Origin of the sequence: Pelomonas baiyunensis (genome assembly GCF_043555935.1) — a bacterium.
GTDB classification, from domain to species: Bacteria; Pseudomonadota; Gammaproteobacteria; order Burkholderiales; family Burkholderiaceae_C; genus Pelomonas; species Pelomonas baiyunensis.
On the sequence record NZ_JBIGIB010000003.1, the window covers coordinates 32,995 to 58,907 of the forward strand.

At 70.7% G+C, this 25,913-nt stretch carries 31 protein-coding genes and 1 pseudogene; 12 read left to right on the forward strand and 20 right to left on the reverse strand.

Going from position 1 to position 25,913, the window contains the following annotated elements:
* Nucleotides 1-20 precede the first annotated feature (20 nt).
* Both ACG01O_RS10585 and ACG01O_RS10590 read right to left on the reverse strand, forming a co-directional pair.
* The gene (locus tag ACG01O_RS10585) at nt 21-464 is read right to left on the reverse strand and encodes an OsmC family protein (RefSeq protein WP_394384271.1); all 444 of its coding nucleotides are present in this window, start codon (nt 462-464) and stop codon (nt 21-23) included.
* 14 nt (nt 465-478) lie between these two features.
* Nucleotides 479-1,231: a hypothetical protein gene (locus ACG01O_RS10590; RefSeq protein WP_394384274.1), complete on the reverse strand. Its 753-nt coding sequence runs from the start codon at nt 1,229-1,231 to the stop codon at nt 479-481.
* Between the two features lie 149 nt (nt 1,232-1,380).
* Between ACG01O_RS10590 and ACG01O_RS10595 the strand changes: the two genes are divergently transcribed.
* From ACG01O_RS10595 to ACG01O_RS10610, 4 genes are all read left to right on the forward strand, one after another.
* The gene (locus ACG01O_RS10595) at nt 1,381-1,938 is read left to right on the forward strand and encodes a DUF2242 domain-containing protein (protein WP_394384276.1); all 558 of its coding nucleotides are present in this window, start codon (nt 1,381-1,383) and stop codon (nt 1,936-1,938) included.
* Nucleotides 1,938-3,704, forward strand: a complete 1,767-nt coding sequence (locus ACG01O_RS10600; RefSeq protein ID WP_394384278.1) for a M14 family metallopeptidase — start codon at nt 1,938-1,940, stop codon at nt 3,702-3,704. The genes ACG01O_RS10595 and ACG01O_RS10600 overlap by 1 nt, the downstream gene beginning before the upstream one ends.
* A 16-nt stretch (nt 3,705-3,720) precedes the next feature.
* Nucleotides 3,721-4,476, forward strand: coding sequence for a hypothetical protein (locus ACG01O_RS10605; RefSeq protein ID WP_394384281.1), 756 nt, complete (start codon nt 3,721-3,723; stop codon nt 4,474-4,476).
* 379 nt (nt 4,477-4,855) lie between these two features.
* Nucleotides 4,856-6,838: a methyl-accepting chemotaxis protein gene (locus tag ACG01O_RS10610; RefSeq protein WP_394384282.1), complete on the forward strand. Its 1,983-nt coding sequence runs from the start codon at nt 4,856-4,858 to the stop codon at nt 6,836-6,838.
* Nucleotides 6,839-6,979: 141 nt separating this feature from the next.
* Here the strand turns inward: ACG01O_RS10610 and ACG01O_RS10615 are convergent, their stop codons facing one another.
* The 3 genes and pseudogenes from ACG01O_RS10615 to ACG01O_RS10625 form a co-directional block, all read right to left on the reverse strand.
* Nucleotides 6,980-7,114, reverse strand: a complete 135-nt coding sequence (locus ACG01O_RS10615; RefSeq protein ID WP_394384285.1) for a hypothetical protein — start codon at nt 7,112-7,114, stop codon at nt 6,980-6,982.
* A 226-nt stretch (nt 7,115-7,340) separates the two neighbouring features.
* Nucleotides 7,341-8,279, reverse strand: a complete 939-nt coding sequence (locus ACG01O_RS10620; RefSeq protein WP_394384287.1) for a hypothetical protein — start codon at nt 8,277-8,279, stop codon at nt 7,341-7,343.
* A 177-nt stretch (nt 8,280-8,456) separates the two neighbouring features.
* Nucleotides 8,457-8,669: pseudogene (locus tag ACG01O_RS10625) on the reverse strand (hypothetical protein); the annotation flags it as partial.
* Nucleotides 8,670-8,747: 78 nt separating this feature from the next.
* Between ACG01O_RS10625 and ACG01O_RS10630 the strand changes: the two are divergent.
* Entirely contained in the window at nt 8,748-9,611 is an 864-nt protein-coding gene (locus ACG01O_RS10630; protein ID WP_394384289.1) for an AbiJ-NTD4 domain-containing protein, read from the forward strand.
* Between the two features lie 44 nt (nt 9,612-9,655).
* On the opposite strand, the gene ACG01O_RS10635 is transcribed toward ACG01O_RS10630, so the two are convergent.
* From ACG01O_RS10635 to ACG01O_RS10670, 8 genes are all read right to left on the reverse strand, one after another.
* Nucleotides 9,656-10,915, reverse strand: a complete 1,260-nt coding sequence (locus ACG01O_RS10635; RefSeq protein WP_394384292.1) for an RNA polymerase sigma factor — start codon at nt 10,913-10,915, stop codon at nt 9,656-9,658.
* A complete protein-coding gene (locus ACG01O_RS10640; RefSeq protein ID WP_394384295.1) occupies nt 10,912-11,376 on the reverse strand; it encodes an SRPBCC domain-containing protein in 465 nt (154 codons plus the stop codon). Before ACG01O_RS10640 ends, ACG01O_RS10635 begins: the two co-directional genes overlap by 4 nt.
* 28 nt (nt 11,377-11,404) lie before the next feature.
* Nucleotides 11,405-11,896 (reverse strand): VOC family protein, encoded by a 492-nt coding sequence (locus ACG01O_RS10645; RefSeq protein WP_394384297.1) that lies wholly within the window; start codon nt 11,894-11,896, stop codon nt 11,405-11,407.
* 15 nt (nt 11,897-11,911) lie between these two features.
* Nucleotides 11,912-12,316: a VOC family protein gene (locus ACG01O_RS10650; RefSeq protein ID WP_394384299.1), complete on the reverse strand. Its 405-nt coding sequence runs from the start codon at nt 12,314-12,316 to the stop codon at nt 11,912-11,914.
* Nucleotides 12,317-12,325: 9 nt separating this feature from the next.
* Nucleotides 12,326-12,769 carry an SRPBCC domain-containing protein gene (locus ACG01O_RS10655; protein WP_394384301.1) on the reverse strand — a complete coding sequence of 148 codons (444 nt, stop codon included), beginning with the start codon at nt 12,767-12,769 and terminating at the stop codon, nt 12,326-12,328.
* Nucleotides 12,766-13,305 (reverse strand): SRPBCC family protein, encoded by a 540-nt coding sequence (locus ACG01O_RS10660; RefSeq protein ID WP_394384303.1) that lies wholly within the window; start codon nt 13,303-13,305, stop codon nt 12,766-12,768. Before ACG01O_RS10660 ends, ACG01O_RS10655 begins: the two co-directional genes overlap by 4 nt.
* Complete coding sequence (locus tag ACG01O_RS10665) at nt 13,302-13,733, reverse strand: YciI family protein (RefSeq protein WP_394384305.1); 432 nt, start codon at nt 13,731-13,733, stop codon at nt 13,302-13,304. The genes ACG01O_RS10660 and ACG01O_RS10665 overlap by 4 nt, the downstream gene beginning before the upstream one ends.
* A gap of 132 nt (nt 13,734-13,865) precedes the next feature.
* The gene (locus ACG01O_RS10670) at nt 13,866-14,213 is read right to left on the reverse strand and encodes a YciI family protein (protein WP_394384306.1); all 348 of its coding nucleotides are present in this window, start codon (nt 14,211-14,213) and stop codon (nt 13,866-13,868) included.
* A 118-nt stretch (nt 14,214-14,331) separates the two neighbouring features.
* Here ACG01O_RS10670 and ACG01O_RS10675 point away from each other — a divergent pair, with 118 nt between their 5' ends.
* Together ACG01O_RS10675 and sodC are read left to right on the forward strand one after the other, a co-directional pair.
* Complete coding sequence (locus ACG01O_RS10675) at nt 14,332-16,026, forward strand: GAF domain-containing sensor histidine kinase (protein WP_394384308.1); 1,695 nt, start codon at nt 14,332-14,334, stop codon at nt 16,024-16,026.
* A gap of 81 nt (nt 16,027-16,107) precedes the next feature.
* A complete protein-coding gene (sodC, locus tag ACG01O_RS10680) occupies nt 16,108-16,629 on the forward strand; it encodes a superoxide dismutase [Cu-Zn] SodC (RefSeq protein ID WP_394384310.1) in 522 nt (173 codons plus the stop codon).
* Nucleotides 16,630-16,645: 16 nt separating this feature from the next.
* Here sodC and ACG01O_RS10685 read toward each other — a convergent pair whose 3' ends face one another.
* Nucleotides 16,646-17,017: a nuclear transport factor 2 family protein gene (locus ACG01O_RS10685; protein ID WP_394384312.1), complete on the reverse strand. Its 372-nt coding sequence runs from the start codon at nt 17,015-17,017 to the stop codon at nt 16,646-16,648.
* 74 nt (nt 17,018-17,091) lie between these two features.
* Here ACG01O_RS10685 and ACG01O_RS10690 point away from each other — a divergent pair, with 74 nt between their 5' ends.
* The 3 genes from ACG01O_RS10690 to ACG01O_RS10700 all read left to right on the forward strand — a co-directional run bounded on the left by ACG01O_RS10690 (nt 17,092) and on the right by ACG01O_RS10700 (nt 20,533).
* Nucleotides 17,092-17,775, forward strand: coding sequence for a response regulator transcription factor (locus ACG01O_RS10690; protein WP_394384314.1), 684 nt, complete (start codon nt 17,092-17,094; stop codon nt 17,773-17,775).
* Nucleotides 17,776-17,788: 13 nt separating this feature from the next.
* A complete protein-coding gene (locus ACG01O_RS10695) occupies nt 17,789-19,876 on the forward strand; it encodes a sensor histidine kinase (protein WP_394384317.1) in 2,088 nt (695 codons plus the stop codon).
* 78 nt (nt 19,877-19,954) lie between these two features.
* Nucleotides 19,955-20,533, forward strand: a complete 579-nt coding sequence (locus ACG01O_RS10700) for a hypothetical protein (protein WP_394384319.1) — start codon at nt 19,955-19,957, stop codon at nt 20,531-20,533.
* A gap of 76 nt (nt 20,534-20,609) precedes the next feature.
* Here the strand turns inward: ACG01O_RS10700 and ACG01O_RS10705 are convergent, their stop codons facing one another.
* The gene (locus ACG01O_RS10705; protein ID WP_394384321.1) at nt 20,610-20,933 is read right to left on the reverse strand and encodes a hypothetical protein; all 324 of its coding nucleotides are present in this window, start codon (nt 20,931-20,933) and stop codon (nt 20,610-20,612) included.
* 66 nt (nt 20,934-20,999) lie between these two features.
* Here ACG01O_RS10705 and ACG01O_RS10710 point away from each other — a divergent pair, with 66 nt between their 5' ends.
* Both ACG01O_RS10710 and ACG01O_RS10715 read left to right on the forward strand, forming a co-directional pair.
* Complete coding sequence (locus ACG01O_RS10710; protein ID WP_394384323.1) at nt 21,000-21,380, forward strand: cupin domain-containing protein; 381 nt, start codon at nt 21,000-21,002, stop codon at nt 21,378-21,380.
* Nucleotides 21,381-21,524: 144 nt separating this feature from the next.
* Entirely contained in the window at nt 21,525-22,634 is a 1,110-nt protein-coding gene (locus ACG01O_RS10715) for an MBL fold metallo-hydrolase (RefSeq protein WP_394384325.1), read from the forward strand.
* A gap of 26 nt (nt 22,635-22,660) precedes the next feature.
* On the opposite strand, the gene ACG01O_RS10720 is transcribed toward ACG01O_RS10715, so the two are convergent.
* Genes ACG01O_RS10720 through ACG01O_RS10740 form a run of 5 tightly spaced genes read right to left on the reverse strand, consistent with a single transcriptional unit; the run spans nt 22,661 to nt 25,907 of the window.
* Entirely contained in the window at nt 22,661-23,803 is a 1,143-nt protein-coding gene (locus tag ACG01O_RS10720) for an acyl-CoA dehydrogenase family protein (RefSeq protein ID WP_394384328.1), read from the reverse strand.
* Nucleotides 23,800-24,225 (reverse strand): arsenate reductase (glutaredoxin), encoded by a 426-nt coding sequence (arsC, locus tag ACG01O_RS10725; protein WP_394384329.1) that lies wholly within the window; start codon nt 24,223-24,225, stop codon nt 23,800-23,802. The genes ACG01O_RS10720 and arsC overlap by 4 nt, the downstream gene beginning before the upstream one ends.
* A complete protein-coding gene (locus tag ACG01O_RS10730; RefSeq protein ID WP_394384332.1) occupies nt 24,218-24,898 on the reverse strand; it encodes an aquaporin in 681 nt (226 codons plus the stop codon). Before ACG01O_RS10730 ends, arsC begins: the two co-directional genes overlap by 8 nt.
* A gap of 13 nt (nt 24,899-24,911) precedes the next feature.
* Nucleotides 24,912-25,427, reverse strand: coding sequence for an arsenate reductase ArsC (locus ACG01O_RS10735; RefSeq protein WP_394384335.1), 516 nt, complete (start codon nt 25,425-25,427; stop codon nt 24,912-24,914).
* Nucleotides 25,428-25,430: 3 nt separating this feature from the next.
* Nucleotides 25,431-25,907, reverse strand: a complete 477-nt coding sequence (locus ACG01O_RS10740; protein ID WP_394384336.1) for an ArsI/CadI family heavy metal resistance metalloenzyme — start codon at nt 25,905-25,907, stop codon at nt 25,431-25,433.
* Between the last annotated feature and the right edge of the window lie 6 nt (nt 25,908-25,913).

Sequence of the window (25,913 nt, forward strand, 5' to 3'; positions counted from 1 at the left end):
TGCGCCTGGGCGCCCGGGCCTCAGCCCTTCACCACCGCGCCGGTGCTGTCCAGCACGCGCAGCGTGACGGGAATCGCGGCGGCGATGCTTTGCGTCACGGTGCAGAAGTCTTCAAACGTGTCCAGCACCCGCTGCAGGTGCGCCAGGTCTGCCGCTGGCTGACCCAGGTGCAGATCCACCGCCAGCGCCTGCACGCGGTTGCGGCCGCGGTCGTTGCGGCCCACGGTGGCCTGCACCTCGGTGCGCAGGGGCGAGGGGTCGTCCTTGTACTTCTGGCAGGCAAACCACAGCGACGCACTCAGGCAGTGGCCCACGGCCGAGGCCAGCAGTTCCACCGGGTCCGGGCCCTGGCCGGTGCCCAGCGGCGGCGGCTCGTCGGCCAGCAGCACGGCATCGCGCGCGCCGTGCCGGTGCTCGAACAGGTAGTTCTGGCGTTGGGTGAGGGTGGCGGTGGGGTGGTCCATGTGGGTGCTCCGGGTCAGCGCAGGTCGTCGGTCTCGAAATACAGCTCGGCCACGCCGGGCGACTGGAAGGCGCGCTGCACCGCGGCGGTGGGGCGGGCCAGGCCGTTCAGGGGCACGGTCACGTCCTGATGCACGCCCGGCGGGGCCAGGCGCAGGATGTGGTCGAAGTCCGGCCGGCGGTCGATGCGCTTGAGCGCGAACCATTCCTCCCCCCGGCCCACCAGCAGGTAGCGGCCGGTGCCGCCGGTGCGCGGCTCGGGCTGCAGGCGGCTGAACAGCAGCACCTCGTCCACCACCACATGCTGGGTGCCGGGCTGCGGCTGGCCGCCGCGCTCGAAGTGGCCCTGGAAGAAGCGAGCGTCGAACTCGCGCAGCGGCTGGGCGTGCGCCGGGTTCAGGCGCAGCAGGTCGAAGGTTTCGGGGTCCAGCGTCCACAGGCGCGGCTCGCGGGCGAGGGTTTCGCGCAGGCGGCGGTCGGCGGCGGCGTCGGCCAGATGAAAGCGCAGCACGACCTGGCTGTCGTGCGGGGCGTGGAACATGGGCAGGTGCGAGGCATACAGGCCCTCGCGCCCGCCGAACACGGCCATGCCGTGCCCACCAATTGCAGTGGCGGTTGCAGTCGCAGGCGCGGTTGCAGTGGCCGGTGCGGTGGCCGGCGCGGCCGGCATCAAGCGGGCTGCCGGCGCCTTCGCTTGCGCCAGCACCGCGCACGGCAGCACGGCCAGGGCCAACGCGCAGGCCCGCATACAGAGGTGAAGGGCAGTCATGCGGGCATTCTCGGCCGCGGTGGGGCCGGGCGCCGGGCTGGGGGCTTGGGCGGCGCGGGTTCTCCCGGTCAGCGCGGTGCCGCCATCGCGCGTTGCAGCACGCCGCGCAGCGCAACAAAAGCGCGACACGACGACGGAATAATCCCGCCATGCCTCGCATCTGCACCCTGCTCCTCGCGCCCCTGCTTGCCGCCCTGCTGGCCGGCTGCAGCGCCCTGCCTTCGCTGCCCGAGAAGCCGCCCAAGGCCGTGTACCAAGGCGAGAAGTTCACCGCCGAAGAAACCTTTTCGCGGCTGTTCGACGCCAACGTGGACGACACCTGCGAAGCCGCCCGCCGGGCGCTGCTGAGCCAGGGCTACGTCATCAGCAAAGCCGGCGGCGGCATGGTGCAGGGCGCCAAGCGCTTCCAGCCCGAGGGCGAAGTGCACGTGGAGATCGCCTTCAACGTGGTGTGCGTGGGCGAGGGCGCCAAGCAGCAGGTGGCCACGGCCTACGTGAGCGCGCTGCAAGACCGCTACGTCATCAAGAAAAGCTCGCAGGCCGCCAGCCTGGGCGTGAGCGCGCTGGGCTCCATCTCGGTACCGCTGTCGTCCACACAAGACTCGATGGTGAAGGTGGCCTCCGAAACCATTCCCGCCGGCGGCTTTTACGACCGCTTCTTCACCCTGATGCAACGCATGCTGCGCGAAAGCGCCGCCGACCGCTGATGCGCCGACTCCCTTGGCCGCTGGCCCTGCTGGCGCTGCTGGCCAGCCCCACCCTGCACGCCGCCCCGCGCGCACCCGACCTCACCACCCACGCCGAGCGCAGCGGCTTCACGCAAACCGGCCGCTACGACGAAGTGGACCGCCTGTGCCACGGCTTCGCCCGCGCCCACCCGCGTGAGGTGCGCTGCACGCGCTTCGGCACCACGCCGCAGGGCCGGCCGATGTGGGCGCTGGTGGCCAGCCAGTCCGGCGCGCTCACGCCCGAGGCGGCCCACCGCCGCGGCCTGCCGGTGACGCTGGTGCAGGGCGGCATCCATGCGGGCGAGATTGAAGGCAAGGACGCCGGCTTCCTGGCCCTGCGCGAGCAGCTCGCCCGGCCCGGCGCCTTGAAGCAGCAGGTGCTGGTGTTCGTGCCCGTGTTCAACGTGGACGGCCACGAACGCTTCGGCGCCTGGAACCGCCCCAACCAGCGCGGCCCCGAGCAGATGGGCTGGCGCACCACCGCCCAGAACCTCAACCTCAACCGCGACTACGCCAAGGCCGACGCGCCCGAGATGCAGGCCATGCTGGGCCTGGTGCGCACCTGGGACCCGCTGGTGGCCGTGGACCTGCACACCACCGACGGCGCGCAGTTCCAGCACGACATTGCCGTGATGGTGGAGCCCGTGCAGTCGGGCGACGAGGCCCTGCGCACCGCCGGCCGTGCCTGGCGCGACGGCGTGATCGAGCAACTGCGCGCCCAGGGCGGCCTGCCGCTGCCGTTCTACCCGTCGTTCGTGGAGGCCGACAACCCGGCCAGCGGCTTCAAGGACTCGGTGTCCACCCCGCGCTTTTCCACCGGCTACTTCGTGCTGCGCAACCGGCTGGGCATGCTGGTGGAAACGCACTCCTGGCGCCCCTACCCCCACCGCGTGCGCCAAACCCGCCAAACCGTGGACGCCGTGCTCAACCTCGTGGCCACCCACGGCCGCCAGTGGTTGGCGCAAGCGCACGAGGCTGACGCCCGCGCCGCGCAGCTCACTGAACTGCCGCTGGCCTGGCGCACGCTGGACGACGCCCGCACCATCGACTTCCTCGGCTACGCCTACACCCGCACGCCCAGCGACATCTCCGGCGCGCTGATGACGCGCTACGACGAAACCCGCCCCGAGGTGTGGAAGCTGCCGCTGCGCGACCGCATCGTGCCCGACCGCCTGCGCGCCGCGCCCCGCGCCGGCTACCTGGTGCCGGCCGAACACGCCGGCTGGGTGGGCGAGAAGCTGGCGCAGCACGGCATTCGCTTCGAGCGGCTGACCGCCGGCCACGACGCGCTGGCTGTGCAAGCCTTTCGCGCCACCGCCGTGAAGCGCAGCGCCCCCAGCGTGGAAGGCCGCCCACGTGCGGACCTGGCCGGCGACTGGGCCACCGAGACCCGCGCCCTGCCCGCCGGCAGCCTGTTCGTGCCCATTGCCCAACCGCTGGCGCGCCTCGTGATGAACCTGCTGGAGCCCGACGCGCCCGACGCCCTGGCCGCCTGGGGCCGGTTCGACGCCGCCTTCGAGCAAAAGGAATACATGGAGCCCTACGTGGCCGAGCAGGTGGCCCGCGAGCAACTGGCCGCCAGCCCGGCGCTGGCCGAGGAATTCCAAACCCGGCTGCGCACCGACCCCGCCTTTGCCGCCAGCGCCGAGCAGCGCCTGGCCTTCTTCCACCGCCGCCACCCGAGCTGGGACGAGCGCTTCAACCTCTACCCCGTGCTGCGCGTGGACGCGCGCCCCACGCCCTGAGCCACGATGCATCGCCATGAATCGCCTTGAGTCCCAACTCCAGCGCCTGTACCGGCTGCCCGCTGCCACGCCGGGCGAGGCCCTGATCAGCGCCCAGGGTGAGGTGCGAGCCCTGGTGCTGGAACTGGCCAGGCCGGCCGACTGGGCGGCGCTGTCGCCCGTCTGGCGCGGCGTGCAGGCCGACCTGCAGCTGCCGGCCCCGGCCATTGCCGTGTCGGGCACCGACGGGCTGCAGCTGTGGTTCTCGCTGCAGCAGCCGGTCAGCAGCACACGCGCTGCGGCCTTCCTGGCGCAACTGCGGGCGCAGTACCTGCCGGGCATTGCCCCGTCGCGGGTGCGGGCCATGCCGACAAGCACGGGGCCAACCTGGCAGGCCCCGCTGGTGCCAGCACCGCAGGCTGGCACCGAGAACTGGTCGGCCTTCGTTGCGCCGGACCTCGCGCCGGTGTTCGCCGACACGCCCTGGCTGGACATCCCGCCCAGCGCCGAGGGGCAGGCCGACCTGCTGGCGCCGTTGCAAAGCATCAAGCCGGCCGCCCTGGACACAGCGATGCAGCGCCTGCCCGCCGGTGTGCCCGCACCGGCAGCGCCAGCAGCGCCAGCAGCGCCAGCGTTACCAGCATTACCAGCCGTTGAGCCCCCGGCGGCCGGCGCTGCTGGCACCACACCCGACGTGAGCCCGCGGCACTTTCTGCAACGCGTGCTGAACGACGAGACGGTGGCACTGGCCCTGCGCGTCGCGGCGGCCACCGCCCTGCTGAAACATCCCTGAGCGCCCCCCGGGCGGTCAGCCCAGGAGCCCACAGCGGCGGCGCGCGGCCAGCGTGCTGAGCAAGATGCTTTCGTTCAACTGACAACCTTGCACTTCGTTTGCAACGCGCCGTGGTCCGCGCGGCATTCGCACCACGGTGGGGCTGCCGCGCTCCGGTACAAACGCACGGCCCGCGCGCGCAGCCAAAGGGCCACCGTTGCAAGTGCAGAGGGTTGTCGGAACACTCCGGCGCCGGAGCTCTTGCGCCGTCAGGCCCAAGCGAGCCTCGCGGCACATGGCTTGGTGCCGCTGATATCGATCGGCATCGGCGGTTCAGCGGTGCCACCACCCTGCGCCCTGCGCCCTGCCCCTGCGCCTTTTTCTGACCTGTCATCCCGCCATGCCAAACCCCTCTGCCCCGCGCGCCATCGCCAGCTCCAACCCCTCAAGCACGCCCCTGTGGGCCCGCCTCGGCGTGTCGTGGTTTCGCACGATGCGCTTCCCGTCCAAGGCGGCGGTGATCCTGGCGTTCCTGCTGGCGCCCATCCTGGTGACCGTGGGGCTGCTGGTGTCAGACCGACGGGCCGAGCTCGCAGCCACCCAGATGGAGCGCCGCGGGCTCAGCGCGATCGAGCTGATGGTGCCGGTCATGGAGGCCACGCAGCTGCTGCGCCGCGCGCTGGTGGACCAGGCCAACGGCGTGGACCGGCCCGATGTGGGCGACCTGCGCAGCCGCTTCAAGGCAGCCATGGACCGGCTGGCCAAGGAAGGCAAGCCGCTGCTGGACGCCCTGCCCAACCCCGGCACCGAGCACTGGCAGGCGCTCACGGCCGCCCACCGGGCGGCAGACCAGCAGCCCGGCGGGCTCAGTGCCGCCGAGGTGCGCAAGCCCTACGTCGAACTCAGCCTGCAACTGGGCGAACTCATCCAGCACTGCGTCGACGAAAGCGGCCTGGCGCTGGACCCGGAAGGTGACACCTACTACCTGATGCTCATCTCCACCGTGAACCTGCCGGAACTGCTGGAAAGCTTTGGCCTGACGCGCGCCGCATTGGCCAACCTGGCCGCAGACCCGCAGAACGGCAAGCTCACGGCCAAGGCGGCCGCCCAACTCGCCGTGGACAAGCGCGCGCTGACGCTCATTCAAGAAGACCTGCAACGCACCGCCGAGTTCAACGCCTCGCTGCCGCTGGCCCCGCTCAAGGCCAAGCTGGACACCGCCAAGGCCTTCGTGGCGCAGATGGAGCCGCTGGTGATGCAGCAATCGGCCGAAATGCCGGCGCCGGCCGACATCGTCAAGCAGAGCACTGCGGCCGTGCTGGCGCTGGGGGAGATGCAGAAGTCGGTGGCCAAGATGCTGGACCAGCTGCTGGAAGCTCGGGAATCGCGCCTGCGCGGCCGCATCGTTGCCGTGGCCACCGTGGTCACGCTGCTGGTGCTGGGCGGGGTGTACTTCTTCTACTGCTTCTACCTGTCCATGCAGTCGGGCATGCGCACCCTCACCAAGCGCATGAAAGCCATGGCAGCGGGCGACCTGACCGACACGCTGCTGCCCAAAGGCAAGGACGAAACCGCCGACCTGCTGCGCTCCCTGGCCGAAATGCAAACCTCGCTGCGCGGCACCGTGCGCGACGTGCGCGAGGCGGCCGACGCCATCATCCTGTCGTCACAAGAAGTGGCCGCCGGCAGCATGGACCTGTCCCAACGCACCGAGCAGGCCGCTGCCAACCTGGAGGAAACCGCCTCCGCGATGGAAGAGATCAGCGCCACCGTGGCCAGCACCACCGACGGCGCCACCCAGGCCGCCAGCACCGCCACCAGCAACGTGCAACTGGCCAACCGCGGCGGCGAAGTGATCGAGCAGGTGGTGGGCACCATGTCCGGCATCGAAGCGTCCAGCCGGCGCATCGGCGAAATCATCGGCGTCATCGACAGCATTGCCTTCCAGACCAACATCCTGGCCCTCAACGCCGCCGTGGAAGCGGCGCGCGCAGGCGAACAAGGCCGCGGCTTTGCCGTGGTGGCCAGCGAGGTGCGGGCGCTGGCGCAGCGCAGCGCCGAGGCGGCGCGTGAGATCAAGCAGCTGATCCTGGAAAGCGGCGAACGCGTGGACAACGGCCAGAAGATCGTGGCCGAGGCCGGCACCACCATCCGCGCCATCGTGGACAGCACCCGCCAGGTGGGCGACCTGCTGCACGCCATCTCCAACGGTGCGCGCGAGCAGGCGCAAGGCATCGCCCAGGTGGGCGGTGCCATCCACGAGCTGGACCAGATGACCCAGCAAAACGCCGCCCTGGTGGAAGAAACGGCCGCCGCCTCCAGCGCCATGCGCCAGCACGCCGAACAACTCGCCCAGGCCGTGGGCGCCTTCCGCCTGCCCTGAGGCCGGGCACCAGCAGACGAAGGCGGGCGCGGCTCAGTGCACGGGCCGCGCAGCGCGCTGCAGCGGCAATGCCCGCTGCACGGGGTGTTCCGTCAAGTCAGCGGTTGGTGCTGCGGGTGAGCGCGCAGAACTCCAACGACGTCATTTGTCCTGCTCTTTCATCTTCTTGGCCTTCTCCTGTTTTTCTCGGTCGTAGTGCCACTTGATGGCGAAAAACATGCCCGTGCCGAACACGATCGCTTTGAAGGCCAAGAGGCCCACGGGTATCCATTCCATGGTGGGGAGCTTTCAGGGGTGAAGAGGCGGGGCCACCTGATCCAGGCGGCACACCCATGAGCGCGACCGACGCCGCCGCGCTGAGGTTGAACGGGCTGCACACCCCGGCGCCGGTGCGAAGCATTCGGCACAGCGCTGCTGTGAGCCGCGCAGTGGACATCCTACGGACGCACCGCCGTTCAGCAACTGGACAAATCGTCCCAGCCCGCGGCGCTGCACCGTGCGGTTAGCGGGGCGCTGGCATCACCAGGCCCGCTGAGGCCAGGGCAGAGAGCAAGGTGGCCACGCCCTGCGCATCGTCAGGCCAGCCCTGGAACTTGTTCAGCAGCCGCCCGGCACGCACCACGTAGAAGGTGGGCGTGGCCCAGTCGTCGATGAAGGCCCAGGGCGCCAACCCGTCAACGTAGGTGAACGCGGTGGACGGGTGCTGGCGGTTCCAGGCCCGCACCTCGCTGAAATGCAGCGGCCCGGGCTCCACGATCCAGGTGCTGTGCTCGCGCATCGCTTGCCGCAACGCCGGGTGGGCCTCGATGGCATCGGCCGCACGGCGGCTGAACGCGCAGCCGATGAAGCTCACCACCACCAGATGCGGCGCATCGCCCAGGCTTAGGGGCTCGCGGCGCAGCACGCCGTATTCGGCATCCACCCGCAGCACGGTGGCCGCTGCAGCCTCAGCGCCAGCCGCCGTCTCCACCGGGGGCAGGTCTTCCAGCGGCGTGTCCATCTCGGCGGCCACCGCACGCGCCGTGTCGAAGTCGCGGAACCCCACCCACGCCGACACCAGCCGCGCGCGCAAGGCCAGCGGCGGCACCATGCCCCGGCGCGCGTACGCCTGCCGCAGCTGCGCGAGCGGGCCCAGCAACGCCCGGTCGTGATGGGTGGCGTAGACCACGAAGCCGAGCAGCCGCCCCCATTCGCCCAAGGTCTCAGCCGACGCGGTGGACAGGTCACTCAGCGCCGCCGCGTGTCGGGCTTGGAACGCCTGAAACGCCGCCCGGATGGCCGATTCCTTGGCCGCGGGCGACAGGGTGGTGTCCCGATCCAAAGCCACGATCCGGTCCACTGCCTGGGGCTCCAGCGCCTCTGCGCGAGCCGCGCTGGCCAGGCCCCCAACCCACGCTGCCGCCAGGGCGGCCACAAACCAGCGACGGGAGAAGGTGGGCATGCAGGAACGAACGGGTTTTGGAGGCCAAGAAGCGCCGCAGGATACGCGGGAAGACGGCATTCCACGCCGCGCTGCGGCGCGAATGCGAACGGCACGATTCACTGGCGCCACACTTGCCACTCAACGGACGTTTCAACCGGCTGTCCGACGCTACGAAGCGCACGGCGGGAGCGAGTGCCCGGTCATGCAGGGCGGGGCATGATCTGACCCACGGCTGGCAATGAGTTTGTGCAGCTTGTCGCGCGGCACCGCCGGAGGGTTCCGTTCGGCTTGGCCAGCCTCGTTGACGCCGTGAACCGAAAAAACGTTCTTGGCGAGCTCAACACCCACGGTCAGAATCGTTAGGAAATTCCCCTTCCGAACGAGTTGACGAGCAGTCGCACTTCCCATCGTGGCTCTCGGTTGCCTTTTGCCGCAGCGCGGCTGGCTCGGGAGGAGAAAGTGCCCTCTGTTCGATAAGCCCAACAAATGCGATTCTCTGCACGCTACGCACGCAAGACCGGGGAGCAGGCGCTGGTCCTCGAAGACGCTCCGAAGCCCACCCGCATCGGGTACATCAAAGGCGTACTGAGCGACTTTGTCACAACCTCCGGAAGGTATGGCCGACGCACAGAACGCCTCGATATCCATGAGACCCACGAGAAGTTCTGTGCACTGATACGGGACGAGGCCGATCCCTCGGACTATGACAACGAAAGTCCATGGGCCGCACTGACGGCTCATCTAAAGGACTGCACTTGGCTCGAGTTCTACGACTTTGTGGAAATGGTCGGCAAACTGATTCTTGAGATCGACGACGATCCGTTCGCCACGTCGAAGCAATTCTGGTTCAAGGCTTACCAGACGCGCCTCAACGCCCTGCTCGAAGAGGACGGAATCGGATGGAGCCTCAACGAAGCGAGTGAGCTTCATCGTCAGATTCCCAAAGCCCTCGCAGATCGAGTCAGTGCGACTGCAACCGGGATTTCAGGCCGATACGACGCCGCACGCGGGCACTACCAAAAGGCGCTGGCCTACCTCTACCAGCATCCGATTGACGAGGCGAACGCAGTCAAGGAGATGGTGAGTGCGCTTGAAAGCGTCGCCAAGGTCGTAGCACCAGGATCGGCTACTCTCGGTGACGCTATCAAAGCACTGCGCAAGCGCCCGGATGTACCGAAGCACCTGATGGATTCTGTAGAGAAGCTTTACGTCTACTCCAACGCAACGCCAATGGTTCGGCATGGGCACGTCACAACCAACAAGCTGCATGTCGCCGAAGCAGAGCTCGCCGTCCATATCGGAGTAGCTTTCATTCGGTACCTCATCGACACAGAGGCCAAGCGGGTCTAACCGGAAATCTGCAACGGTTTGACAACCACCCGACGCGCCGCTGCTCAATTCCCCAACCTCCCCGCCCTCTCCACCAGCATCTGCCGCTGCACCTCGTTGTCCGTCAGCTCCGCCGCACGCAGGTAGGCGGCGCGCGCTTCGCTCGGGCGGCCCAGGCGTTCCAGCACGTCGGCTTGGGCGCCGGACAGGAAGGGGTAGCGCTGCAGTTGGGGCTCGGCGGCCAGCGCGTTCAGCAGGGGCAGGGCCACGGCGGGGCCGTGGGCGAAGCTCACTGCCACGGCGCGGTTCAGTGCGATGACGGGGGAGGGGTTCAGGGCCAGCAAGCGGTCGTAGCCGGCCACGATGGCGGGCCAGTCGGTGTCCTGCGCCCGCGCGGCGCGGGCGTGGCAGGCGGCGATGCTGGCCTGCAGCGCGTAGGGGCCGGGCTCGCCCAGGGCCAGCGCGCGGTCCAGCGCTATCAGGCCGCGGCGAATGAGCAGGGCGTCCCACTTGCGGCGGTCTTGCTCGGGCAGCAGCACGGGGCGGCCTTGCGCATCCAGCCGCGCGGGCAGGCGGGAGGCCTGGATCTCCAGCAGCGCGGCCAGGCCGTGCACCTCGGCGTCGTGCGGCAGCAGGTGTTGCAGCTGGCGGGCCAGGCGCAGGGCTTCGTCGCACAGCGCGGGGCGCAGCAGCGTGGCGCCGCTGCCGGCGCTGTGGCCTTCGTTGAAGATCAGGTACACCACGGCCAGCACCGCGCCCAGGCGCTGCGTGCGCTCGGCCGGGCCGGGCAGTTCGTAGCTTTGCCCGTTCAGCGCCTTCTTGGCGCGCACGATGCGCTGGGCCACGGTGGCCTCGGGCTGCAAAAAGGCGCGGGCGATCTCGGCCGTTTCCAGCCCGCCGAGCAGGCGCAGCGTGAGCGCCACCTGGGCTTCGCGCGGCAGCACGGGGTGGCAGGCGATGAAGATGAGGCGCAGCAGTTCGTCGCCGATCTCGGCCTGGTCACGTGCGGCGTCGAGCTGGTCGGTGAAGTCGGGCACGACGTGGGTGCCGCTGGCGACGTCATCCGCAGCGAGGTGTTCGTGCTCGCGCTCCAGCATGGCGCGGCGGCGCAGGCGGTCCAGAGCCTTGTGGCGGGTGGCGGTCATGAGCCAGGCGGCCGGGTTGGCGGGCGTGCCGTCGCGCGGCCAGGTGTCAATGGCGGCAATGAGGGCGTCTTGCGCGCAGTCTTCGGCTTCGTCCAGGTCGTGCAGCAGCTTGGCGGCCGCGCCCACCAGCCGGCTGCGCTCCAGGCGCCACGCGGTGGCAGCGGCCTCGGCCGGGCTCACGCGGCGGGCGCGGCGAGCAGGGCCGCCAGCCGGTCGAGGTTTTGCTCGTTGGCCGGGCGGCAGATGCCTTCCAAGCCCTGGCGCAGCGCGGCGGTCTCAAAGCACTGCGCCCAGTGCAGGCGGGTGCCGCTGCCTTCGGCGGCCAGCGTCAGGCTGAGCGTGAAGTGCGGCGCCACGGTGTGGGCCAGCGCCCAGTGGCGCTCGGGCTGCAGGGTGGTGAAGCGGCATTCGTTCCAGTAGCGCTGGCCGTCGGGCGCCACCATCCAGAAGTGCCAGGTGCCGCCCTCGCGCAGGTCGCAGTGCTGCACCTCGTTGCTGAAGCCGGCCGGGCCCCACCAGCGGGCCAGCTGGGCGGGGTCGGTCAGGGCCTGCCACACCTGCGCCGGGGCGGCGGGCAGCAGGCGCTGGGTGGCGAGGGTGCGGTCCGCAGCAGTCATGTCAGGGGCGGGGTCAGCGGTCATGTCGGCAGCCTTGCCAGTGGCCGTGCTGTCAGGCGCCGTCATAGGCGCGCTGCAGCGTGGCGATGTCGATCTTGCCCATGGCCCAGATGGCCTGGAACACGCGCTGCACGCGGGCAGCGTCGGGGTCGCGAATCATGTCCAGCCACACGGCGGGAATGATTTGCCAGGACACGCCCCAGGCGTCTTCCACCCAGCCGCAGGCTTTCTCGCGGCCGCCGCCGGCTTGCAGACCAGCCCAGAGGTGGTCCACCTCGGCCTGGTTGTCGCAGGCCACGGCCAGCGAGAAGGCCTCGTTGAGCTTGAAGTGCGGGCCGCCGTTGAAGGCGGTGAACTGCAGGCCCAGCAGCTCCACCTGCTGCAGCATCACGGTGCCGGCCTCGCCGGGGGCGTTTTCGCCCCAGCGCTGGGTGTGCAGCACGCGGCCGCTGCCGGGGCCGAACACGTGCAGGTAGTGGGCCACGGCGTCTTCGGCGCCGCGCTGGTACCAAACGAAGGGGGTGAGCTTGGTGGTGAAGCGCATGAAGGGGTCTCCGGGTCAGGTTTGGGGGGGCAGGCCGCGCATGTGCACGAGTTCCCAGTGGTGGCCGTCCAGGTCCTCAAACCCGTGGCCGTACATGAAGCCGTGGTCTTGCGCGGGCGTGGGCGTGGTGCCGCCGGCCGCCACGGCCTTGGCCACCAGGGCGTCCACCTCGGCGTCGCTGGCGCAGCTCAGGCACACCCAGCCGGTGGTGGCGGTGCGGGGGTCCACCAGGGTTTTGGACGTGAAGGTGCGGGCAAAGTCTTGCGCCAGCAGCATGGCGTAGAGGTTCTCGCCCAGCGGCATGCCGGCGCCCTGGTCGTTGGTGAACTGGGGGTTGAAGGTGTAGCCCAGGGCCTCGAAGAAGGCGCGGCTGGCGGCCAGGTCTTTGCAGGGCAGGTTGACGTAGATCTGCTGGTGCATGGCGGGCTTTCAGTGGGTGGACTCGGCCAGCGCCTGCAGGCGCTGCAGCGCGCGGGGCCAGGTGTCGTTCAAAAACGCGAGGAAACCGTCGTTCCAGGCCTGCAGCTGCACGGCCAGGTGCGTGCCGCCGCCGGGCGCGGGGGTGAAGGTGTAGGTCTCGCGGGCGGGGTGCTGGTGGAGGGGGCTGTCGGCCACGGGCCGGCCGTCCTGCAGCTCGCCCACCAGGCGCAGGCTCAGCCGCGTGTGGGGCGTGGCTTCGTCCACCACGGCTTCCATGCCAAAGCCTTGCGGGTCCAGAAAGCGCAGGCGGTGGCCAGTGGCCCAGTGGCCTTCAAAGTACGAGCCCTCGCAGAAGGCGCGCGTCCAGTCGCGGTAGGCGAGGGGGTCGAACATGCAGTCCCACACGCGGGCGGGCGGGGCGGCGATGTCGATGCTGAACTGCAGGTCGGTCATCGCGGCGCCTCCGCCAGTTCGCGCAGGTGCTGCAGGCCGGCCTCGAAGTCGCGGCCCACCATGGCGTCCATGTTGATGAACAGGCCCATCAGCTTGCTCATGAAGTTGGCGGGGCCGTGCATGGTCCAGCGCACCTCGGTGGCGCCGTCGGGCAGGGGTTGCAGCGCGAACTCGGCCTGGTTGTGGGCCTCGAAGGGCTGGATGAAGTCCAGCTTCATCTGCACCGCCCGGCCGGGCTGCTGGCCGGTGATTTCCAGGCTGCCGGTGCCCACTTCCTTGCTGGCCCAGTCGTAGCGCGAGCCCACGCCGCGCTCGGGGCCGCTGTAGGCGCCTTTGAGCATCGGGTCTTTGCGCTCGTAGGGGTTCCAGCGGTTGAAGGCGCGCAGCTCGCCAATCAGCGGCCACACCACTTCAGGCGGCGCCGCCAGGCGGGCACGGCGCTCCACGCGGAACTCGTCGGGCCGCGTGGCAGCCACCGCCAGCACGCCCACCACCGCCAGGCCCACGGCGCCCAGCGCGTACACCAGGGCGCTCATGCGGCACCGCCAGGCTGAACTTGTTGCGTGCCGGGGCCGGCCATGTCGCCGCCGGGGGCGAAGTCGGCCTCGTCGTACAGGCGGCGCACCTCCACCTCGCAGCCGCCGTGCGGGAAGGGCATGGGGAAGCGGCTGGCCCAGGCCTGGGCTTCGTCCACCGAGCGCACCTGGATCAGCGTGTAGCCGGCAATCAGCTCTTTGGTTTCAGCGAACGGGCCGTCGATGCGCTGCACGCTGCCGTCGGCCGCATAGCGCTGGCGCCAGCCGTCGCGGCTGGGGCGCAGGCCGGCGGCGTCCAGCAGCACGCCGGCGCGGGCCAGTTCCTCATGGAAGGCGCCCATGGCCTGGAAGATGGGCGCGAACTCGGGGCCGGGGGGGGCGCCGCGCTCGCTGGTGGCGGTGGCGCGAACCTGGATCATGAATCGCATGGTGGGTCTCTCCTGGGAAATGGCAGCGCTTGAGGCAGCACTTCGGGCTGCGTTCAAGTCCACGACGATCCAGCCCGGCCGATTTCGACAAACCCGGGGTGCCCCCCTTACCGCGGCGCCCCAAAGTGCGGGTCAGGTGTAGCAGGGCCCCACGCCGCGGATTTCCACCGTGGCCCACTCGGCCGCCGGGCAGCGTTCGGCCCACGCCTGCGCCACGGCGGCGTCGTCGGTGTCCAGCAAAAAGTAGCCACCCACCATTTCCTTGGCCTCGGCGAAGGGGCCGTCCAGCACCTGCACGGCGCCGTCGCGCTTGCTCAGGCGGCGGGCAGCGGTGCCCAGCGAGTTCACGCCCATCAGCAGGCCCTCGGCCTGCAGCTGGCCGGCGAAGTCCAGCATGCGCTGGTAGGCCGCCTCGCCGTCCACACGGCCGCGCTCGGCCCGCTGGCCGATGGGTTCGACGATGAGCAACATCTGAGGCATGGCGGCTTGATCCAGGGCAACAAAAGGGGTGATTCTGACCCTCGGCGCACAGCGAAGCGCTCCCGCACTTGGCAGTCCTGGGGACAACCCGTATAACCCCCCAACTGCGGAGGACTCCATGGACAACCTGGCCCACGTCGCGATGCTGACCGTTCGGCCCGTTTCGGGCCTGCCCATCGTGCAGGCCGCCTCCGGGCGGGCCGAGGTGCTAGGGCTGCCCACGGCCGCGCTGGCCGGCCGGCCCCTGGTGGCGCTGTGCCCGGCCGACGACCCGCCCCACAGCGGCGCGGCGCTGGAAGCCGCGGTGCACGCCCTGCGCCCCGGCCAGACCCAGCGGCTGCTGTGGCCCCTGACCGGCCGGGACGCCCGCCCTCGCCTGCACGAGCTGATGTTGCACCGCTCCCTCGCGGTGGACGACCCGGTCACCCTGTGCCTGGTGGACCTGACCCAGCTGTCGTTCACCAAAGCGCTGAGCGAGGGCGAGAACGAGTTGCTGCAGCTGGTGGCCAGCGGCGAACCGCTGCAAGGGGTGCTGAACCGGCTGACCGAGCTGATCGAGGCGCAGTTCGACGGGCTGTACTGCAGCGTGATGCTGCTGGACACCGACAGCCTGCGCATGCACCCCGGCGCCGGCCCGCGCATGCCGGCGGAGTACCTGCAGCTGCTGGACGGGCTGGCCATCGGCCCAGGCGTGGGCTCCTGCGGCACGGCCATGTTCCATGACCGCACGGTCATCGTGGAAGACATCGACTCCGACCCGCTGTGGGCGCCCTACAAGCACCTGGTGCCGCTGGGCTTCAAGGCCTGCTGGTCCGAGCCCATCCACGCCGCCGGGCAGGGCGTGATCGGCAGCTTTGCGATGTACTACCGCGAGCAACGCAGCCCCGGCCACGACGAGTTGACCGCGCTGCGCGTGGCGAGTCATCTGGCGGGCATCGCCATCGACCAGGCCCGCCGCGAGGAAGAGCGCCGCCGCGCCGCCGAGTGGCTGGAGACGCAGGTGCAGGCGCGCACGCGCGAGCTGCTGCAGGCGCAGGAAGAGCTCATCAGCAGCCGCAAGCTGGCGGCGCTGGGCCAGCTGCTGGCCGGCATTGCGCACGAGATGAACACGCCGCTGAGCAACGCCCTGCTGTCGGCCGACGTAGTGCGCGAACGCAGCCGCGTGGTGCAGGACAAACTCGCCAGCCACTGCGCCCTGCGCCGCCAGGAGCTGGCCGACTGGATGACCCAGGCCAGCCACGCGGCCTTGCTGGTGGAACAGAACGTGCAGCGGGCGCTGCAGCTCATCACCCGCTTCAAGCAACTCACCGAAGACGGCGGGCGCGCGGTGCGGCTGCCCTTCCGGCTGCGCGAGGCCGCGCTGCAGGCCTGGGCACGCGTGCAGGCCCGCATGTCGGTGCGGCATGTGCAGTTCATCTGTGACGTGCCCGACACCCTGGTGCTGGACGGCTACCGCGACGTGCTGATGCAGGTGCTGGAACAACTGTTCGAGAACGCCTGCGTGCACGGCTTCGAGGGCAGCGCCGGGCAGATCCGCGTGGGCACCACGCCCGCGGCGCTCGGCCACCTGGGCCTGGAGGTGCGCGACAACGGCAACGGCATGGACAGCCCACAGCTCAGCCGCGCGTTCGAGCCCTTCTTCACCACCCGCTTCGGGCAGGGCGGCAGCGGCCTGGGCCTGTTCGTGGTGCACAGCCTGGTGGAGAACCTGCTGGGCGGCGCCATCCGGCTGGAGAGCCAGCCCGGCCAAGGCACCGTGGCCCGGCTGGACCTGCCCGTGCCGGTGGCCGAGACCGAACCCCAAGCCGCGTGAGGGGCCAAGCCGGCGCGGCACGCCCGGCGCAACCGGCGGTTGCTATCCTGCCCGCTCCCTTTCCTTGCAAGGACTGACCCCATGAAACACGCCCTGATTGCCAGCGCCTGCCTGCTGGCCAGCAGCCTGAGCCTCGCGGCCGAAACCACGGTGGCCCTCACCACCGCCGAGAAGGCCGGCAGCGGCACCGCGGTGGGGTCGGTGCGCATCGTCGAAACACCGTACGGCCTGGCGTTCTACCCCACGCTGCAAGGCCTGCCGCCGGGCCTGCATGGCTTTCACGTGCATGAAAAGCCCTCGTGCGCCCCGGGCGACAACAACGGCACGCCCGTGCCTGCCGGTGCGGCCGGCGGCCACCTGGACCCGGCCGGCACCAAGAAGCACGGCGAGCCCTGGGGCGACGGCCACCTGGGCGACCTGCCCCCGCTGTTCGTGGCCGCCGACGGCACCGCCAGCGCCCCGGTGCTGGGCCCGCGCCTGAAGCTGGCCGATGTGAAGAACCGCGCGCTGATGGTGCACGCCGGCGGCGACAACCACGCCGACCACCCCGCCCCGCTGGGCGGTGGCGGCGCGCGCGTGGCGTGCGGCGTGATCGGCGGCTGAGGTCGGGCCCGAGCGGTCAGCCCCCGCTGACGAACCACACCTTCGCAATGCCCTGGGGCGTGACCTCGTAAATCGCCGCCACCTCCTGCGGGTGGGGCTCCACGCCGTGCACACGTTCGTGGTCGATCACCTTGTTGCCGAACACCATGCGGTTCACCAGCTCGGCGTGCAGCCCCGGCAGGTTGAAGCGGTGGTCGCGGTAGCGGGCGCCGAACGCGGCCTTGCCCACCAGCTGGGGCGTGGCGTCGGGCAGGCGGTAGGCCACCACGTCGTCGGTGTACTCGGCCAGAAAGCGATCCAGGTCGCGGGCGTTGTAGGCGTCCAGCTGGCGCTGGGCGAAGGCGGCGGGGTCAAAGCCCGCGGGGGTGGGGTCTGCCGGCTCGGTCATGCGCGCCAGCATAGGCTGGGGGCGGAAGAATCCTTCCGGCAAGCCCGGGGCGGGGCTGCCCATAATCGCCCGCCATGCCCCGCATTGCCGTCATTGAAGACGACCCCACCACCAGCGACCAGCTCGCCGGCTGGATTCGCGCCGCCCATGACGGCCTGGTGGTGGACCAGCACTTCGACCGCGCCAGCGCCGAAGCCGCGCTGCGCCGCGAGCGCTACGACCTGGTGGTGCTGGACATCGAGCTCGGCGCCGAGCGCCATGCCGGCGTGGCCCTCATCAACGAGATCAACAAGCAGGGCCTGGGCACGCCGGTGCTGGTGGTGTCGGCCATGCCGGCGGCGCTGTACCGCAGCATCATGCAGGCGCTGGACGCGTGGGACTACCTGCAAAAAACCACCTTCGAGCAGGCCGAGTTCGTGGCCACCTTCCTGGAGATCCTGCGCACCGCGCAGGCCCGCACGCCCCAGCCCGCCGCGGGCGAGCTGCAGCTGGACCCGCTCAAGCAACGCTCGCCCCTGTGGCGCGGCCAGCGCGTGAACCTGCCGCTCACGGCCCAGCGCATCCTGGCCACGCTGCACGCCCGCACCGGCGAGGTGGTGAGTTATGAAGAACTCTTCGACGTGGTGAAAAGCGGCCGCAACCGCGACAACGTGCGCAAGCACGTGGCCACCATCCGCGACGCCTTCCGCGACCTGGACCCCGCGTTCGACGGCATCGAGAACATCCCGATGCGCGGCTTCCGCTGGACCGGGGCCTGACCACCCCACGCACGTGAAGCTCGGCCCGGTCGACGTGACGCTGACCGCCATGCCGCGCCTGGGCGTGGCGGCGTTTCGCAACCGCATCGTCTTCCACCTCGTGTTCGTGGCCCTGGCCCTGGCCACGCTGGCCCTGGCCCTGGCGCTGCTGAACGAAGAGCGCCAGCGCAACGCCCAGCGTTACGCGCAGACGTTTGCCAAGTCCCTGGCCGAGGTGGTGGCCCAGCTGCGCCACCCCTCGGGCCAGCTGGCGCTGATGAACCCCGAGCCCTCGCAGGCCGAGCCCGGCTGGGTGGCGCCGCTGGTGCTGCCGTTTGGCGCCATCGACTTCGACGACGCCAACAAGGCCCGCCGCGCGGTGGAGATGGCCGGCTGCGGCCTGCAATACCCCGGCGGCGCCAGCCTGTGCGCCGCCGTGGGCAGCAACGCCTACGCCGGTGGCTTTGTGTACCTGGTGGCCAGCCTGGACGCCCCGCCCCTGGTGAGCCGCGAGCACGGCGCGCTGGACCTGAGCGACCTGCACCGCGTGCAGGTGCGGCTGCGCCACGGCAGCACCGAGCAGGTGTGGCTCGCCCCCGTGGAAATGCGCGACGCCCAGCGCGGCCAGCTGCCCGGCTTCACCGTGGCCGAGCCCGGCAACACCACCACGCTGCCGCCCCATGCCCGCCCGCAGCGCGACTTCCGCGGCTGGGTCTGGCGCGACGGCCCCTGCCTGACCGGCCCCGAGCCCTGCACGCGGCGCACCACCGTGTCGTTGCGGCTGCCGGTGGAGGCGTTCCGCGAGGCGCTGTTCCACCCGGGCGGCCCGCAGTGGCCCCCGGCCGACCTGGCCCGCACCGGCCTGCGGCTGAGCCTGCTGGGCCCCGGCGGCGCGCAGGTGTTTGACAGCGCCAGCCCGGGCGCCCAGCCCCCGCTGAGCCTGGCCAAGCTGGCCGCCGGCCTGGCCCCGGGCGAAACCCTGCGCGTGACCCACGGCACCAAGCTCATCGCGCTGCTGCAAGGCGACGACGACACCACCGCCCCCGCCTCGCCCTGGCTGATGACGTTGATTCAACAGCTGCCCGCCCCCAACACGCCGCGCACCCTCAGCGCGCACGACGCCGTCACCACGCCGGCCGGCCGGTTCGAGGTGACGCTGACCGGCGACCTGCACGGGCTGGACCGCTCCTTGAGCGCCAGCGCCGCGCGCCTGGGCTGGCCGGTGGCCGCCATGCTGGCTGCGCTGGCGGCGGCGTGGTTCATCATCGAAGTGGGCCTGATCCGCCGCGTGGCCACGCTCACGAAACGCGCGGCGGCGCTGTCGCACCAGATGCAGCGGGCCGGGGCGGGCGGTGGTGCAAACGCTGGCGCCGGTGCCCTGGGCACGCTGGAAGTGGCCGACCTGCGCGGGCGCGACGAACTCGGCATCTTGGCCGGCGCGCTGTCAGACCTGCTGCAGCAGGCCAAAGACAGCCTGCACCGCGAGCAACTGCGCGCCGAACGCGAGCACGACCAATGGCAGGCCGTGGGGCACGAAATCATGTCACCGCTGCAGTCGCTGATGCTGCTGCACGCCGCCGACACCGACCCCAGCCGCCGCTACGTGCAGCGCATGCAGCAGGCCGTGAAGGTGCTGTACGGCCAGGCCTCCCCGCGCGAGGCCCTGGCCGCCGCCACGCTGGCCGTGGGCCGGCTGGACCTGGATGCCTTTCTGCGCGGCGTGGCCGAAAACGCCGCCGACGCCGGCATTGCCCACGTGGCCTACACCCCCGCCGCCCAGCCCGTGTGGGTGCAGGCCGACGAATACCCGCTGGAAGACGCCCTCACCCACGTGCTCACCAACGCCGACCGCTACCGCGTGCCCGGCAGCCCCATCACGCTCACCCTGCGCCTGGACGCCGAACTGGCCACGCTGGAGGTGCACAACCCCGGCCCCCCCATCGCAGCCGACCAGCTCACGCGCATCTTTGACTACGGCGTCAGCGACGCGCCCCCCAACACCGGCCCCCGCCGCGGCCAGGGCCTGTTCGTGGCCAAGACCTACCTCGCCAAGATGGGCGGCCGGATCGCGGCGCGGAACGTGGCGGATGGGGTGGTGTTTGAGATTGGGTTGAGGCGCTAGGGCTGAGAGGGGCAGCACGGGGCATGAGGCCGAATGAATCAGCGGTAGCTACTGGATAACCCAACAATCTATTGCCACATGAACGCCGACGACCACTTAACCCGCCTCATCCCTCACCGCCTCGATGCACTTGCAATCCTTGCGTTGATTCTTGAACTGAGGCTGGGGTGGGAAGAGCCAAAACCCATGCAAATCCTCGTCGATGGTCGGGTTCAGTTCGAAGGGCTGACGAGCCTGTTCACAAACCCGATCATCGAAGTCGGCACGCTCCACATTCGGGCGCTGCTGGAATTCATTGGCCTCAAAGCCAAAGCAGGTGCCTTGGTAGCTGTGCTCCCAGGCCAGAGAAAGTCAGACGATGCAGGCATTGAGCTGCTCGAACTCAATGGAAAGCCGCTGCAACTCGTCACCCCTGTCCAAGCTCGAAATGCTCATCCGGAAAGCCCGGCGCTTGCAGAAGCAAGTTTGGTCGCAGCAATCAATGCTGCAAACAAAGGCATGGCGCATCTGTCCACGCACTATGCGAACAACCCGGTAGAGGCCGAACAGCTACTACTGGCGGCTCGCCTCACCCAGCAGCTTGTGGAAAGACATGTGTACCTGCCGCTGGGTCGTGAACGGCCGGCCATCCCAATTGAGGCAAAGCCACGCCTGTGACGGCCAGCTTCCACCCGAGGGGCATTCCCCGGCAAGCCGGGCCATGCCTCTCATGTCAAACGTCGCCCCCGCCAACTCACCCCCGCCGCACCCGCTCCAACACATCCCGCACCGCCAACTCCGACGCCAGCGACGCCTCCAGCGGTGCGCGCACCAGCCCGGCGTGGCCGTATTGCAGGTTCTCGTAGACCTCCGCCGCGGCAGGCAGGTGATCCAGCAGGGTGGGCAGGGCCTCGTGGCCCTGGTGCGTCAGCAGTTCGGCCGAGAGCTTGCGCACCAGCAGTTGGTACTGGTGCGGGTGGGCGGCGCGGCCCTGGCCTTCCAGGCCTTGCAGCAGCTGCGCCAGGCGGGCCAGAGACAACAGTTCGTGGGGAACGGTGAGTCGGACAACAGAAGCCATGGCTGGGAGATGATGGCCCGCGCCGGGCTTTCAAGACGGAGCCGGCGCGAACCCGGAGTGCGCGTGATGAAGTTCCTGCCCGACGAGACCTATGCCCTCTTGAACGCCACCGGCGGCATCCAGCCCCTGCCCGGCGGCGCCGCGTTCTGGGCGCAAGCGCCCGAGACGCTGGACGCGCTGGGCCGCGACTGGCTGGTGTCGGAGTTCAGCTGCGAGGCCGACTGGCCCAGCTGGGAAATGCACCCCGAAGGCGAGGAGTTGGTGTACCTGCTGGAGGGGGAGGTGGAGTTCGTGCTGGACCTGCCCACCGGGCGGACGGTGCAGCACCTGCAGGGACGCGGTGCGGTGGTGGTGCCGCGCGGGGTGTGGCACACGGCCCGGGTGCTGCAACCCAGCCGCATGTTCTTCATCACCCGCGGTGTGGGCACGCAGCACCGGCCGGCTTGAGCCCCCCGGGCCCGGCCGCACCTGCCCCTCGGCTGCCGGCCTTGAAAGCGCCCGGCACGGCGCCATCTGAGTCCGTTCCGCATCTGCTTCGGCCCTCCGATGAAATCTCTTGGCAAACGCGCCACCGGCCTCCGTCTTGAACGCATGCGGGCCTCGCCGCGCTACCGGGTGACGGACCAGGGCGAGGGCTTCTACAACGTCCACCCGGTGGACCCGACGCTGCGCGACCGCACCGAGCGGCCGTCGCTGAGCGAGTTCCTGTGCTCGGAAGGCCGGCGCACGCCGGGCGGCCCGCTGCCCGCGCACAACCCGCTGGACGCGTGGCTCAAGCCCAGCAGCAGCGGTCTGCGCACCACGTGGCTGGGGCACTCCACGGTGCTGATCGAGATCGACGGCCTGAGGGTGCTGACCGACCCGGTGTGGGCCAAGCGGGCCTCGCCCTCGCAGCTGGCCGGGCCGAAGCGCTTCCAGCCGGTGCCGCTGGCGCTGAAGGGGCTGCCGCCGCTGGACGCGGTGGTCATCTCGCACGACCACTACGACCACCTCGACATCGCCACCGTGCGCGAGCTGACCGCGCTGCAGAACGTGCCCTTCATCACCTCGCTGGGCGTGGGCGCGCACCTGCAGGCTTGGGGCGTGCCGCCGGAACGCATCGTGGAGCTGGACTGGTGGGAGCACTGGCAGCACCCGGCGGCGGAGCTGCGCATCCACGCCACGCCGTCACAGCACTTCTCGGGCCGCTCGTTGACCGACCGCAACGCCACGCTGTGGTCGTCTCTCGTCATCGAGACGCCCCGGCACCGCGTGTTTTTCAGCGGCGACACCGGGCTGACGAGCGAGTACGCCGCCATCCGCGAGCGCTTTGGCCGCTTTGATGTGGTGATGCTGGAGGTGGGCGCGTTTCACCCCTCGTGGGGCGACATTCACCTGGGCCCCGAGAACGCGCTGAAGGCGCTGGACCACCTGGGCGGGGGCACGCTGCTGCCGGTGCACTGGGGCACGTTCAGCCTGGCGCTGCACGACTGGGACCAGCCGGTGGAAACGCTGCTGCAATTGGCCCCGCAGCACAACGCCCAGCTGCTGATGCCGCGCCTGGGCGAAGCCGTGGAGCCCGCGCACGGCACGCCGGTGACGCCCTGGTGGCGCGCCGCGGACGAAGCCCCGTCCAAGCGCCGCCGCACGGCGGCGCCAAAACCGCACGAAGCGCCCAAAGACGGCACGGCACCTCAGGCCATGCCCTGGCCGTTGGACTGAGTCAGCGCAGCAACCCTCGCGCAGCCCTAGCGCAACCACAGCGCGTGCTGCGTGGCGGTGTGCAGGTCGCGCCAATGGCGGTTGAGGGCGGTGCGCGGGTCGGCCGCGTGCAGGCCGCACGCGGGGTACACACCGTCCACCGCCTCGCGCGCGGCGCGGGCCAGCGCGTGAGACAGCGCCTCCAGCCGCTGGGCGTCTTCCGCCGCCACCGGGTGGCCGGCAGCGGCCTGCTGCCAGGCGGCGTCCAGCGCGGCGTAGAAGGCGTCGCGCGCGGCCTGCAGGCCGGCCACCGCCTGGGCCCAGGCGGCCTCCCAAACGCCAGGCACCCCGGGCGCGCCTGCGGCGTTGCGCTGCTGCAGGCGCCGCTGCACCACAGGCTCGGCCTCGGCCAGGAAGGCCCGCGCCATGCCCAGCACATTGGCCGCCAGCGTGACGGCCGCGAACGCCCCGAACGGAAAGCGCCACAGCGGCCCCGGGGCGGTGGCGGCGCCCACGGCGATGTCGAACGCGTGCTCGGCGGGCACGGTGGCGCCGGCCAGCGAGAACGCGTCGGACCGGCTGGCGCGCAGGCCCATGCACTGCCAGGTGTCGTGCACCTGCACCGCAGCGGCCGGCACCACAAAGGCCCGCACGCGCGGCTCGCAGCCCTCGGGCAACACGGCGTTGAAGGTGAAGTGCGTGGCCCACGGCGCACCGGTGGCGTGGCCCCAGTGGCCTTGCAGGCGCCAGACATTGCCTTCACCGTTGCGGTCGCCATCGGCCTCACCCAGCGGCTGGGCCGTGCCCGTGGCGGCCCCGCTGCCGCCCAGGCACACACCGGGCGTGGCCAGCACGCGCTGCGCCAAGGCCTCGGGCCAGAAGCCGGCAAACCAGGCGGCGCCGGCACACAGCGTGAGCATCCAGCCGGCGCTGCCGTCGGCCTGCGCCACGGCTTCTTCCAGCCGCACCACGTCGGGCAGCGGCCACTCACCGCCGCCCACGGCCGCAGGCGCCAGCAGGGTGAGCCAGCGCTGGGTGTGGAACAGCGCCAGCACCTCGGGGTGCAAGCGGCCGGCCGCATCGGCGGCCGCGGCGTGGCGGCTCAGCAGGCCCAGGTCCACCCCGGCCAGGCGGCGGGCGTGGAAGTCGGCGTCTGCAGCGGTGAGGGCTGCGGTGAAGGCGGCGCTCATGCCCCGCGGCGGCGGCCGTGGTCCAGCACGGTCTCGCCGTCGCTTTTGGTGAAGGGCGGCAGCGGGCCCACGGGCAGCAGCTCCAGCACCGCCTCGCTGGGCCGGCACAGCGCGGTGCCCAGCGGTGTGACGACGATGGGGCGATTCAGCAGCACGGGGTGGCGCTCGATCGCGTCCAGCAGCGCGTCGTCGCTGAGGGCCGGGTCGGCCAGGCCCAGCTCGGTGAACGCGGCTTCCTTCTCGCGCAGCAGGGCGCGCAGCGGCACGCCGGCGGCACGCGCCAGCGCGGCGATGGCGTCGCGCTGCGGCGGGTGGGTCAGGTACTCGACGACGGTGGGCTCCAGGCCCGCATGGCGGATGAGCGCCAGCACGTTGCGCGAAGTGCCGCAGCGTGGGTTGTGAAAGATCGTGATCTCAGGCATCGCGCGAGTCTGCCGCATGCGTGGCAAGAGCACCCAGGGCGTGGTGCAGGCCCAGGCCCAGCGCGGCGCCCACCAGCTGCGCCGCAATGAAGCCAGGCACGCTGGCCGGGGCGATGCCGGCGAAGGTGTCGCTCACCATGCGGCCCACCGCCGCGGCCGGGTTGGCGAACGAGGTGGACGCGGTGAACCAGTAGGCCGCGCCGATGTAGGCCGCCACCAACGAGGCCGCCCGCCCGGCAGGCGCCCGCAGGATGACCAGCAACAACCCCGCCGTGGCCACCGCTTCGGCCAGCCACACACCGGGGCCGCTGCGCACATGCTGAGACCACTGCAGCAGCGGCAGCTCGAACATGCCGTGCGCCAGCCAGGCGCCGGCCACGGCACCCGCCAGCTGCGCCGCCACGTAGGGCAGCAGCGCCGCGCGCGGCAGGTCGCCCCGCCAGGCCATGACGGCGCTGACCGCCGGGTTGAAGTGCGCCCCGCTGACGGGGCCGAACACCTCGATCAACACGTACAGCCCGCCGACCGTGGCGGCCGTGTTGGCCAGCAAGGCCACGGCCACGTTGCCGCCGGCCAGGCGCTCGGCCATGACGCCGGAGCCGATGACGATGGCCAGCAGCAGCGCCGTGCCCAGCGCCTCGGCCAGCAGCCGGTGGGGGAGACGAACCTGCATCACCGCTGCACCCTCACCGCGCCGCAATCTCGGCCGCGGCCTGCTGCAGTTGCGCGCGGTTCAGCGTGCCCAGCGGCAGCTGCAACAGCTGCAGCATGCGGTAGCCCAGGGCCTGGCGCGTGAGCTCGAACGCGCGGCGCTTGCCTTCATCGCCGCCCTCGGCGTTGGAGGGGTCGGGGTAGCCCCAGTGCACCTTGGCAGGCGGCGCACCGCCGTCGGCCGCGCCGCCAAAGAACACGGGGCAGGTCTCGGCTGCGGCGCTGTCGCACACCGTGATCACCAGGCTCAGCGGCACCGACGCGGGCGAGGTGAACTCGTCCCAGCTCTTGCTGCGCACGCCGGTGGTGTCCACGCCTGCGTTCTGCAGCGCCTCCAGCGCGAAGGGGTTGATGCGGCCGCTGGGCGCGCTGCCGGCGCTGTGGGCGCGCACGTCCAGCCCCAGGCGCTGGGCCCAGTGGTTGAGCATGCCCTCGGCCAGCACGCTGCGGGCCGAGTTGTGGGTGCACAGGATGAGGACGTGGGTGGTCATGGCTCAGCAGCAGGAGGTGTTGGACTTGACGGGAATGCCCAGCGGCTTGCCGCGCGAGGGCGTGGGGCAGCAGGCCGAGGCGGCTTGCGGAGCAGCGGCTTGGCTTGCGCTGAAGGTGGGAATGTCGGCCAGCGTCTGGAAATGCTCCCAGGCAATGCCTTGCGGGTCGGTCACCCAGTGCTTGTCGCTTTGCGCGTAGCAGCAGGTGGTGGCACCTTCGTCCAGCACCGGGGCGTCGGCCGCCTGCGCGCGCGCTTTGAGTTCGGCCAGTTCCTCGGGCGTGTCGGCCTGGATGCCGAGGTGGTCCACCCCCGGCTTGCCGCCGCGGGTGGAGATGGCGAAGTTGATGCGGGGGTCGTCCAACATCCACTTGGCGTAGTCGGCCTCGAGGCGCGTGGGCGCGGCGCCGAACAGCTTTTCGTAGAAGGCCACGCTGGCCTTCAGGTCCTCGACATGGGCATGCACGTGAAAGCGCTTCATCTCAGA